This window comes from Staphylococcus sp. GDY8P120P (assembly GCF_017892065.1).
Classification (GTDB): domain Bacteria; phylum Bacillota; class Bacilli; order Staphylococcales; family Staphylococcaceae; genus Staphylococcus; species Staphylococcus nepalensis.
On sequence record NZ_JAESKI010000008.1, the window covers coordinates 310,509 to 323,258 of the forward strand.

The 12,750-nt window shown below is 34.0% G+C and carries 9 protein-coding genes; 3 read left to right on the plus strand and 6 right to left on the minus strand.

The window, feature by feature from the left end; genetic code table 11:
• Nucleotides 1–194 precede the first annotated feature (194 nt).
• The 3 genes from KA900_RS07625 to KA900_RS07635 all read right to left on the minus strand — a co-directional run bounded on the left by KA900_RS07625 (nucleotide 195) and on the right by KA900_RS07635 (nucleotide 3,837).
• Nucleotides 195–1,316 carry an HAD family hydrolase gene (locus tag KA900_RS07625; protein WP_115342107.1) on the minus strand — a complete coding sequence of 374 codons (1,122 nt, stop codon included), beginning with the start codon at nucleotides 1,314–1,316 and terminating at the stop codon, nucleotides 195–197.
• A 221-nt stretch (nucleotides 1,317–1,537) separates the two neighbouring features.
• Complete coding sequence (nagE, locus tag KA900_RS07630) at nucleotides 1,538–3,040, minus strand: N-acetylglucosamine-specific PTS transporter subunit IIBC (RefSeq protein WP_115342106.1); 1,503 nt, start codon at nucleotides 3,038–3,040, stop codon at nucleotides 1,538–1,540.
• Between the two features lie 173 nt (nucleotides 3,041–3,213).
• Nucleotides 3,214–3,837, minus strand: coding sequence for a lysophospholipid acyltransferase family protein (locus tag KA900_RS07635; RefSeq protein WP_096809159.1), 624 nt, complete (start codon nucleotides 3,835–3,837; stop codon nucleotides 3,214–3,216).
• Between the two features lie 166 nt (nucleotides 3,838–4,003).
• Between KA900_RS07635 and KA900_RS07640 the strand changes: the two genes are divergently transcribed.
• Complete coding sequence (locus KA900_RS07640) at nucleotides 4,004–5,257, plus strand: S1C family serine protease (protein ID WP_210139416.1); 1,254 nt, start codon at nucleotides 4,004–4,006, stop codon at nucleotides 5,255–5,257.
• 274 nt (nucleotides 5,258–5,531) lie between these two features.
• On the opposite strand, the gene tyrS is transcribed toward KA900_RS07640, so the two are convergent.
• Nucleotides 5,532–6,794, minus strand: coding sequence for a tyrosine--tRNA ligase (gene tyrS, locus KA900_RS07645; protein WP_115342105.1), 1,263 nt, complete (start codon nucleotides 6,792–6,794; stop codon nucleotides 5,532–5,534).
• A 395-nt stretch (nucleotides 6,795–7,189) separates the two neighbouring features.
• Here tyrS and KA900_RS07650 point away from each other — a divergent pair, with 395 nt between their 5' ends.
• A complete protein-coding gene (locus KA900_RS07650; protein ID WP_108909282.1) occupies nucleotides 7,190–8,101 on the plus strand; it encodes a biosynthetic peptidoglycan transglycosylase in 912 nt (303 codons plus the stop codon).
• A gap of 146 nt (nucleotides 8,102–8,247) precedes the next feature.
• Here the strand turns inward: KA900_RS07650 and KA900_RS07655 are convergent, their stop codons facing one another.
• Nucleotides 8,248–9,915: a formate--tetrahydrofolate ligase gene (locus KA900_RS07655; protein ID WP_096809150.1), complete on the minus strand. Its 1,668-nt coding sequence runs from the start codon at nucleotides 9,913–9,915 to the stop codon at nucleotides 8,248–8,250.
• 310 nt (nucleotides 9,916–10,225) lie between these two features.
• A complete protein-coding gene (acsA, locus tag KA900_RS07660; RefSeq protein WP_115342104.1) occupies nucleotides 10,226–11,935 on the minus strand; it encodes an acetate--CoA ligase in 1,710 nt (569 codons plus the stop codon).
• A gap of 181 nt (nucleotides 11,936–12,116) precedes the next feature.
• On the opposite strand from acsA, the gene KA900_RS07665 reads away from it, so the two are divergent.
• A complete protein-coding gene (locus KA900_RS07665) occupies nucleotides 12,117–12,749 on the plus strand; it encodes an N-acetyltransferase (protein WP_096823783.1) in 633 nt (210 codons plus the stop codon).
• The last annotated feature ends 1 nt before the right edge of the window (nucleotide 12,750 follow it).

Sequence of the window (12,750 nt, forward strand, 5' to 3'; positions counted from 1 at the left end):
GAGTGGAGGTGTCTTTTTGTATTTAAATTACCCTGATTTTAAACTTTCATACCCACCTAAAGAAATAACTCGATACTTTAACGCTCTCACTCATACTATTTTTCGCGATACTATTATAAGGGTAGTTAGCGGATCATATATTTAAAGCTGAGACATTTTATTTTGTCTCAGCTTTTTCAACATGTTCATTGTATTTATAAAAGAATTTCTCTAATTTCGCTCACATGATTAACGATATACTCTGCGTCGTAATCTTCTAATTCTTTACGTGCTTTTTGCCCTTTCAATCCAGTTAATGGGCCAATGAAAGTAGCTCCAATCTTTTTAGCACTCAACAAATCAGCTAAAGAATCCCCTACGATAAACACTTCATCTTTATTTACGCGATTTTGCTGGTTTGTTGCATATTTTTTATAATTTTCAAGATAATTACCTTCTAATGTAGCTAAATAACTAAACGGATTAGGCTTCCCTAATGGCTTTAACTCAGGGAAATGTGCTTCTGCTGTCAAAACATCGCTTGCCGTAACAATATGTATATCATCAAACAGTGATTTAATACCTAAACTTTCAAATGGTACTAGCGTTTCTGTTCGAGGTCGTCCTGTAGCAATCGCAATTTGGTAACCAGCGTCTTTCAAATCTTCTAACAACTGTTTCATTTCATTAACTGGTCTAAGCGCAACCTCTTGATAAATATAACCTTGTTTAAAATTAGAACGCTGCGGTTTTTGTTCAACTTCATTATATAATTGGTAACCTAAGTACCATTCCTGATAAATTTCCTGTGCTAACAACCAAAACGGGCTTTTTAATTCAAATAATCCATCATTATCTGTATTTAATTGATCATTCGCATGTGTAACAAGCGCTTGATAAATATGATCTTTACCCGAACTTAAACCGTCTAAAAATGATAGCGGTAGTTCAAAATTAAGCGCTATGTCTGAAATATGTTCACCAAGAAATTGCAGTGTTTGTTCATTGAAATTGTCTGTATCTAATACAATGGATAATTTATCTGTTGATAAAGATTTACATAATTCAATAAAATGAAGAGCAATCACGATAAATAGCATATCCCAGTTCGAGTTTAAACCAAGTGATTTTAACTTGGTTAAAATTTCATCATGGTAAAATACGATATCTCTAATTTCAGATATTTGTTTATCATTTAATGTTTGAAAATTGATACTAGGGTCTATACCAATATAGTCTTTACTCATCAACATTTCATATACTGTTAACGCAGAAACATCAAAACATCTTTCTTCACTTAAAAATACACCATCAACATCAAATAGTACCGACTTCATATGCATTCCTCTCCTTTAATCAGAAAATTCTGATACTACTACATCGTACTATTTACATGTTAAAAGAGCAATGTATTTTTGATAATAATATACGGCAAACAAACTTTATACTTACAACAAAAAATCACGCATAGAAATGAAACGAAATTATAAAAATTCGTTTATTTTTATGCGTGATATTACGTTCTTAAAACATTATTTTATACTACATTAAAATATACTTACGAGTTGTTATTTTCCATTTGAGTTTCTATTTCATCAGCAACCTGTTGTACGTGTGTGCCAATAATAACTTGCGTATTATGTTCACCACTTTTTGTAACGCCTACTGCGCCTGCACCCTTAATCTTAGTTTCATCAATCACGCTGTTGTCATTAAGTTCCATACGTAAACGTGTAGCACAATTTGTTAAAGAAGTAATATTTTCTTTACCGCCTAAGCCTTCTAAGATTTGGCTGGCTGTTTGCGCATATTTGCTTGTTGATGGTGTACTTTCTGTACCATCTCCATCTTGAGCTGTATCACCAGTTGTTGCTTCATCAGATGTAGGATCAGGTAACAAGTTATCTCCACGGCCAGGTGTACTCAGTTTCAACCATTTTATTGCTAACCTAAATACAACATAGTAAATGATAAAGAATACGATACCTTGTACTATTAACATCATCGGATGGTTTGCAACTGGATTAATTAGAGACAATATGAAATCAATTAATCCCGCACTAAATGAAAATCCTGCTGTCCAATGGAACAAAGCGGCAATAAATAATGACAATCCTGTTAATAATGCATGAATAACAAATAGTATAGGTGCTACAAACATAAATGAAAATTCAATTGGTTCAGTAACACCCACGATAAATGCTGAAAGTGCACCAGCAAACATTAAACCATATACACGTTTCTTCTGTTTCGTTTCTGCAGTATGATACATTGCTAGCGCTGCTGCTGGAACCCCAAACATCATTACTGGGAAGAAACCAGCCATATATCGACCTGTTATACCTTTTATTGCGCCATCACCCGTTTGGAATTTTGCAATATCATTAATGCCTGCTAAATCAAACCAGAATACTGCATTTAATGCGTGGTGTAATCCTGTTGGAATTAATAAACGGTTGAAAAAACCATATAAAAATGCGCCACCTGGACCTAAATCCAGTATCCATGTCCCAAACGTAACGATTGCTGAGTATACAACGGGCCAAACAAATAACATAATAACCGCTATAAAAATACTAAAAAATGCGGTCATGATTGGTACTAACCGTTTACCACTAAAGAATGACAATGCTGCCGGCAACTCTGTCTTACTAAATTTATTATAAGTATAAGCTGCGACTAAACCAATAACTAGACCAATTAACACGTTTTGATTGTTCATTTGTTCAAATGCGTCATTCAAAGATGACTGTTTCACACCTAATAATGGTGCTAATTTTTCAGGACTAAGTACGACTGTGGTCAAGAAGAAACCAACCGCCGCTGCAAGTGCCACAGCCCCATCATTTTTCTTAGCCATCCCTAATGCTACACCGATTGCAAATAAAATACCTAATTGTTCAAGAATCGTAGACCCTGCTGTCGAGAAAAAAGCAGCTACAGTCGGCCATATACCAATTGCAGTTAAGGCATTCCCTATACCTACAATAATTGCGGCTGCTGGTAATACGGCAACAGGCAGCATAAGAGATCTTCCCAAACGTTGAAAGAAACTATACATAATTATTCCCCATTTCACAATAAATTCACCCAAAAAATCACCACATGTACAATTTGTCCACGTGGTGAAATGAAAGCGTTATACTTGTTGTTATTGTACATTTTCATAATAACACAAGTTATATTAATTTCGTATATATATTATGATTCAATAGTTAAAAAAATGAGTAAAATTTACTTATTATGTGTTACATACTCATTTAAATCATCTTGTAATTGTATTGTTCTTTTTTCTAATTCTTTAGTTAAATATTCTAATTTTTCATTACGTTTCATGTCTTTTGGTAAATTTTTTGTTTCAATTGGTTCACCAAATCTTATAATTGATTTACCAGTAACTAATCCTTTGATTTCTTTAGGCCCTACATATGCTGCTGGTAAAATAGGTGCTTGTGCCATTAACGCTATCGTTACTGCACCGCGTTTCATTGGCGCGCCTTCATCGTATTTCATACGATGCCCTGTCGGAAAAATTCCAACTGTTTTATTTTCTTTTAATAATTTAATTGGTTTTTTTAATGTACTTGGTCCAGGATTATCTCTATCTACTGGAAATGCATTAAGCGAACTCAAAAATCTACCAAACCATTTATTATAGAAAAGTTCTTTTTTAGCCATATAATGGATTTGATTTGGATAAATAGCCATGCCAAGCATAATAACTTCATTATAACTTTCATGTGTACAAGTTACGACATAACGATGTAATTGTGGAATATGCTCTTTTCCTTGCACTTCTAATGATTTACATATTTTGCGTAAAATAAAATTTAATAAACCGCTAACAAATCTATACATTTTTTCACCTACTTATTTAGCCTTATATTACCCTATTGATTCTATCATTTAGAACATCAATGGACAAGGTAATTTATATTTCAGTCTAAAGTAGTATAATGATATACTAGAAAAAGTTGAGTAAACCTTTCATAATAGGTTATAAAGAATGAATCGGAGGTATAATATGTCAGAATTTAATAATGATCAGAACTCAAATAAAAAACAACCTGATGAAGAAATATCAAAATACACACAACCCAACTATAGTAAACGATCAAAACCCAAATTCCCATGGTTTAAAACTGTACTCGTCGCACTTGTAGCAGGTATTCTTGGTGCACTGATTGTCTTAGGTGTGGGGAAATTTATGGAAAGTACAGTATTAGACGATAATGGGTCATCAGTAAAGGAAACAAGTGATAGTAGTAGCGCTGGTAATTCCTTAGATGGAAAAAGCGAGAAATACGATTCGGTAAATCAAATGATTACTGATGTATCCCCCGCCATTGTAGGTGTAATTAATATGCAAAAAGCTCAAAATTTAGACGATTTGCTTAAAGGTAAAACAGGTAAATCAGAAGAAGCTGGCGTTGGATCTGGTGTAATTTATCAAAAAAATAACGGCTCAGCTTATATCGTTACAAATAACCATGTCATTGATGGTGCAAGTGAAATTAAAGTTCAATTACATAATTCTAAGCAAGTCGATGCTAAACTAATTGGCAAAGATGCACTTACGGATATTGCAGTATTGAAAATAAATGAAACGAAAGGTACAAAAGCGGTAGAATTTGCTAATTCTTCCAAGGTAAAAACTGGTGACAGCGTATTCGCTATGGGCAACCCGCTTGGCTTAGAATTTGCAAACTCTGTGACGTCTGGTATTATTTCAGCTAGCGAACGAACAATCGACACACAAACTTCAGCTGGTGCTAATAAGGTAAACGTACTACAAACAGATGCAGCAATTAACCCTGGTAACTCAGGCGGGGCATTGGTTGATTTAAATGGTAATTTAGTTGGTATTAATTCAATGAAAATAGCGAACGAACAAGTCGAAGGCATTGGTTTTGCTATTCCAAGTAATGAAGTCAAAGTGACTATTAAAGAATTAGTTAAGAATGGCAAAATTGATCGCCCTTCAATCGGTATCGGTTTACTTAATTTAAGCGAAATTCCTGATGAGTATAAAAAGCAATTAAATACTGATAGAAAAGATGGTATTTATGTAGCAAAAGTATACGCTGATAATGATCTAAAAGAAGGAGATATTATCACTAAAATTGATGATGAAGAAGTAAAAGAGGATACAGATTTACGCTCTTATCTATATGAACATAAAAAACCTGGAGATACAGTTAAATTAACTGTAGAAAGAAAAGGTGAAACACAAACTGTTGATGTAACATTAAAAGAACAAGCCGTTCCTTTTAATTAAATGAGTGTTATAAATACTTAAAGGCACCAAATCATAAATATGATTTGGTGCCTTTATTGTATTTTATAACTGTGTTCAGATAATAAAATACGCCCTAAGCATAAAGCCATATTTCAATATTTTTATTACACCTATATATCAAACTTCTGAAACCAATATATACTGATATAGACGACTTCTACGCTTAGTAACTATTATTAGAAACAGCACGACGTATTTTTGTATTGCTGAACGTGTTACTTTTTATAAACGATGGTATGTTCAACTTTCACACTTATTTATAACTAACCATAAAGTATTTTTTCTTGCCTCTACGTACAATAGTAAATTCATTCTCGATTTTATCTTCATTTGACAATTCAAAATTTAAATCTTGTTGTCTTTCTCCGTTAATATAAATAGCACCATTATTTACATCTTCACGTGCTTGTCTTTTAGAAGAAGCAATGCCTGTTTCCACAATTGCTTCCACGATGTTCGTCGTTTGATGATCTAATTCGACTTGAGGCACATCTTTAAAGCCTTCTTTTAATTCTCTAGCTGAAAGTGATTTCAAATCACCTGAGAATAAAGCTTGAGAAATCCTGATGGCATCATCTAATGCTGCTTGGCCATGAATGAATCTAGTAACATTTTCAGCTAATGCTTTTTGAGCTTCACGTAAATGAGGTGCCTCATTCAATGAAGTTTCTAGTGTATCTATAGCTTCTTTACTTAAAAACGTAAAGTATTTTAAGAATTTAATAACATCTGCATCTGTAGTATTAATCCAAAATTGATAAAATTCGTAAGGGCTTGTCTTATCGGCATCTAACCATATTGCGCCACCTTCAGTTTTACCAAATTTCTTACCATCAGATTTAACTACTAATGGAATTGTAAGTCCAAACGCTTCAGTTTCTCCATACATACGACGCATCAATTCTATACCACTTGTGATGTTACCCCATTGGTCTGAACCACCTACTTGAATCCTACAATTATACGTTTTATTAAGATGCCCGAAATCAATCGCTTGTAAGATAGTGTAAGTAAATTCAGTAAATGAAATACCATGTTCTAGACGCGTTTGGATAGAATCTTTACCTAACATATAGTTGACACCCACGTGTTTACCATAATCTCTTAAAAAATCTATTAATGATATTTGGCCAAGCCAATCTTTGTTATTAACTAATTTTGCACCTTTATCTGTACCAAATTCAAAAATTTTATGCATTTGTTCACTTATGCCTTGCACATTTAATTCAACTTGATCTTCTGTTTGTAATTTTCTTTCTTCTGATTTACCTGAAGGATCACCAATCATTCCTGTTCCGCCACCAATTAATACGAGCGGACGATGACCATGCTCTTGAAAACGACGTAAAGTCAAGAACGGCAATAAATGGCCAATGTGTAAACTGTCTGCTGTTGGATCAGCCCCACAATACAGTGTGACCTGCTCTTTATTTAGTAAGTTTTCAATACCCGTTTCATCCGTTTGTTGATAAATCAAACCTCTCCATTTTAAATCTTCAATTAACGTATTTGTCATTGCATTCGCCTCCTAATTTAATTATGATAAAGTTTTGAATAGAATTCATTTGCATCACTTAAAATTTTAACCGCGTAATTTTAGAGAACACAAAAAAGCGCCCTTACATTTTTTGTAAGGGCGCAAACGCACGGTACCACCATACTTTAAGTCAAACAACTCTATTAATGATACGTTCATTAACTAAAACGTTTGGATAATTACTTATCAAAAGGTGTATTCATATAAGGACCAACGCTAGTTCACAGCAACCACTAACTCTCTGTAGATGATACATTATATTACTTCTCCTCTATCCAAAAACGATATCGAATTGTATTTATTATAATTAACTCTAATTTAAAAGTCAACTCTATATATTATGATATAATATTGTTTAAATAAGGAGGTCCACGATGAAAAATCATGCATATGAGAGCCACATTGAAGAAAATAAACAACATATAAAACTAAATCAATTTGAATTTATTTATAAAAAACTCAAACATTTTTTCGTAGGTTTATTTTCCATATTTGGTTGCACTTTGCTTATTTTACTTGCCATATCTGTATTTTACTTTCAAAGTTTAACCAAAGAAGCTACCCATATGTCAGATGCTGAATTAAAGTCCAAGCTATTAGTTATTTCTGGAAATGAAGCAATCAATTATAACAGCGATAACCTACTCGTAGAGTATAATAATTCTATGAATTCGCTCATCGTTGGCCCAAAACATGTTAACAACAATGTGATCAAAGCTTTAACAGCCTCAGAAGACAGTTTATTTTTTCGACATAATGGCATTTTACCAAAAGCTGTTTTACGAGCTATAGGACAAGATATATTCAATTCTAGCGATGCTACAGGTGGCAGTACAATCACACAGCAACTTGTTAAAAATCAAATACTTACAAATCAAAAAACTTATAATCGTAAAGCAAATGAGCTTGTACTTTCCATGCGTGCTGAAAAAATTTTAACTAAAGATGAGATATTGTACACATATTTGAATATTGTTCCATTTGGTCGTGATTATAATGGGTTAAACATTTCAGGTATAGGATCAGCTTCTTTCAGTTTATTCGGCAAACCAGCAGAAGATCTAAATATTGCTGAATCTGCGTATATCATTGGTCTACTGCAAAGTCCTTACTACTACACGCCTTATAATGAAGATGGATCACTTAAACCTAATCATCAAATTCAAATCGGCTTAAATAGACAACATTACGTATTAAAACGCATGCTAGTAGAAAACAAAATTACACAATATGATTATGTTCGTGCGGAACGTTACGATATTAAATCTCGATTAATGACAAAGTAAAAAAAACAACAAAGCAATCATATTTTCAATATGATTTTGTTAGCTTGACAAGATTTCGATAACTAGAAATAAGACTATAAATATCTACAACATAAAACAACCGAGGCGCCACTGTGCCTCGGTTGTTTTATGTTATAATCACTAAATTAGAATAGACCTACTGCGTGACCATCATCAGTAACGTCCATATTTAATGCAGCTGGTTTCTTAGGCAATCCAGGCATTGTCATAATCGCACCAGTTAGTGCTACGATAAATCCTGCACCTGTTTTAGCTTCTAGCTCGCGAATTGTAATTTCAAATCCTTCTGGTGCACCTAATAATGATGCATCGTCAGAGAATGAATATTGTGTTTTAGCCATACATACAGGATAATTATCCCAACCATTTTCTTTAAATTGTTTTAATTGTTTTTGTGCTTTACTGCTAAACGTTACTTTGCTGCCACCATAAATTTCTTTTACAATCGTTTCAATTTTATCTTCAAGTGGTTGGTCTAGTTCATATAAATGTTTGAAATTTTGTGGTTGGTTAATCACTTCTAATACTTCATTAGCTAAATCGAGACCGCCTTGGCCACCTTTTTCCCAAACCTCAGTTAAAGCAAGACGGACGCCATTTTCTTTCGCCCATTCTTGTACAAACTTCGTTTCTTCATCTGTGTCGTGAACAAATGCGTTCAATGCAACAACCGGTTCTAAACCGTATTTTTTTACATTGTTTACGTGGCGTTCTAAGTTTACGATACCTTTTTTCAATGCATCCACGTTTTCTTCTTTAAGATTGTCTTTTGCAACGCCGCCATGCATTTTAAGCGCACGGATAGTAGCAACAACCACAACTGCCGAGGGTTCGAATCCTGCTTCACGTGCTTTAATATTGATGAATTTTTCAGCACCTAAGTCTGATCCAAAACCAGCTTCTGTTACGACGATATCAGCCAATTCTCTTGCTGTTTGTGTTGCAAGAATTGAGTTACAGCCATGCGCAATATTTGCAAACGGCCCACCATGTACTAATGCTGGTGTACCTTCGATTGTTTGGACTAAATTAGGTTTAATTGCATCTTTTAGTATCATTGCTAAAGCGCCTTCAACTTTTAAATCTGCTACTGTAACTGGCTTACGATCTCTTGTATAACCAATTGTAATATTACTGATTTTAGCTTTTAAGTCATTAATATCGTTAGCTAAGCATAAAATAGCCATAATTTCAGAAGCTACTGTAATGTTGAACCCATCTTCACGGGGCACACCTTGTGTTGGCCCACCTAATCCTACGATGACATTTCTTAAAGCGCGATCATTCATGTCTAAGACGCGTTTCCATTCAATACGTCTTTGATCAATACCTAATTCATTTCCTTGATGAATATGGTTGTCAATAAATGCTGATAACGCGTTGTTTGCTGTTGTAATAGCATGGAAGTCACCGTTAAAGTGTAAATTAATATCTTCCATTGGCAGCACTTGAGCATAACCGCCACCAGTTGCGCCGCCTTTAATACCAAATGTAGGCCCTAACGCAGGTTCACGCAAAGCAACCATTACATTTTTCTTTAATTGATTAAAAGCGTCAGATAAACCAACTGTAACTGTTGATTTACCTTCACCTGCAGGTGTTGGACTCATAGCAGTTACTAACACTACTTTCCCTTTATCATCTTTTTGTTTAACTTGGTTGATATCAATCTTAGCTTTGTAATGTCCGTATGGTTCTAAAGCATTGGTAGGAATACCTACTTTTTCAGCAATATCCCCAATTGGTTGTAGTGTTGATTGATTAGCAATATCTAAGTCTGATAAATGTGCCAAATGTATTCGCCCCTTCTTTTATAAATTTTAACCACATATGAAAAAAGTAAAATTTCATGCTGTGATTCAAAATTCCTTACATATTCATATTAACTAAATAAAGTTGTATTGTCGATTAATAGAGATAGCGCTTTCAAAATTATAAGCTACTTTTGTTACAATAATGGATAATAAAACATTTTAAATGTATTATTACAATAAAAACGTGCTTCATTTCTAAATTTTAAAAGCAGATTTTAAAATTCATCAATAAAGCACATTTTAAAGTTAATAGTAAATTTGAAACAATTATTTTATGTTTTTTCTATAATTAATCTTCCATTGTACTTAAGTCGCCTTCTGGTAAATCAAGTTCCCACGCTTTTAACACGCGACGCATGATTTTACCGGAACGTGTTTTTGGTAATTTGTCTTTAAACTCGATTTCACGAGGCGCAGCATGTGCTGCTAAACCTTCCTTAACGAACTTACGAATTTCCTCTTTCAATTCATCACTTGCTTCAAATTCAGGTCGTAAAGCTACAAACGCTTTGATAATTTCTCCTCGAACTGGATCAGGTTTACCTATCACGCCTGCTTCAGCCACTGCATCATGTTCGACTAACTTAGATTCGACTTCAAATGGGCCGACACGTTCTCCCGCTGTCATAATTACATCGTCAACGCGTCCTTGAAACCAGTAATACCCATCTTCATCTTTATAAGCAGAATCCCCTGATACATACCAATCGCCTATAAAGTAAGAGTCGTATTTTTCAGGGTTATTCCAAATTGAAATCATCATAGATGGCCAACCTTTCTTGATGGCAAGATTTCCCATACGGTTAGCTGGTAATTCATTTCCCTGATCATCAATAATTGACGCTTCAACACCAGGCAATGGTTTGCCCATTGAGCCCAATTTCACATCCATGGACGGATAATTCACAATCATATGCCCGCCTGTTTCAGTCATCCACCACGTATCGAGAACACGTAAACCGAATACGCCTTTTGCCCATTTAATCACCTCTGGGTTTAACGGTTCTCCAACCGATAAAATACTTTTTAAAGATGATAAATCAAATTTTTCAACAATATCATCCCCGGCGCTCATTAACATTCTTAACGCTGTTGGAGCTGTATACCATATTGTCACTTTAAATTCTTCTATCATACTATACCAAGCTTCTGGAGAGAATCTGCCTCCAGCGATGCAATTCGTAATACCATTCAACCAAGGACTGAATATGCCATAAGATGTACCAGTTACCCAACCTGGATCTGCAGTACACCAATAAACATCATCATCTTTAAAATCAAGGACATATTTACCAGAAATATAATGAACTAACATAGCTCTTTGTGCATGTAATACACCTTTTGGTTGTCCAGTTGATCCTGAAGTATAATGTAGGATGAGTCCATCATCTAAATTTAGCCATTCTGTATCAAATTGGTCACTCGCTTTTTCAAGTTCTTTATTAAAGTCTACGTATTCACTCTGAACAACATCGTCAACAACAACAATTTTTTCTAAATTTGGTAATTTGTCTTTGGGTATTCTTGGCAATAAATTATTTGTAGTGACGATTACGCTTGCCTCACTATTTTCTAAACGATCACCAACCGCTTTTTCCATAAACGCTTCAAATAATGGTCCGACAATAGCACCTATTTTCAAAATACCAAATAATGCAAAATATAGTTCAGGTGTTCTGGGCATAAAAATAAATACACGATCACCTTTTTCAACATTGCCTTTATCTTTTAAAACATTTGCTGCTTTATTTGATTTTGATTTCATTTCATTGAAAGTAAAACTTTCTTGTCGCTTATCATCTTTATAATGTAAAGCTACTTTTTCTCCTTTACCTTCATCCACATGGCGATCAATACATTCATGTGCCATATTTATTTTGCCTGTGTCATACCATGAAAATGCTTTTTCAACTTCTTTCCAATCGAAATTGTTGTATTGCTTTTCATAGTTATGAAGGTTGAAATTTCCTTCTTCCCCTTTATATACTTCTACTTTCATTGTAAATCCCCCTCTTAATGAAATCGCTTGCTTAAAAAATATTATAACTAATAAAATCGCAATTTTCAAAATAATCGGTGTAAACGGGTACAATATCGTGTTAATTTACGCTCATATCCCTTATAATATAATTATTAAAGATTGCATACTATATTCATTTGCGGTAGTTTGGAGTGAAAAAATGGAACATATAAAAACGTATCAATCTCAGACTTTTCATTTAGATAAAGGCACATTTATTATTGAAGGTCCAGTGTCAAGGATTCACCTCGACTCAATGACATTTGATGACGGACTTACTGCATTTCGTCAACCTGAAGATCAATTTGAAGCGGTTAAAGAAATTAGTGAGCTAGCAGAAGGACGAATTTTTATACTTCGAAATAATCAACATATCGTCGGTTATGTCACTTATCATTACCCAGACCCATTAGAGCGATGGTCTAGTGGGAATCTTGCATATTTAATTGAATTAGGTGCGATTGAAATCAGTTTACCCTATAGACATTTACATCTAGGTAGCGAACTAATTAAAATTAGTTTAGCAGCAGATGAATATGAAGATTACATTGTTTTAACTACTGAATATTATTGGCACTGGGATTTTAAAAATTCTGGTCTTGATGTTTTTGAATATAAAAAATTAATGCAAAAATTAATGGGTTATGGGGGCCTAGAAATCTTTGCGACAGATGATCCTGAAATCACAAGCCATCCTGCCAATTGTTTAATGGCAAGAATAGGCTCACGCATTACTATTGAGCAGTTACAAGCGTTCGATGATATTCGATATATGAATCGCTTTTTCTTTTAAA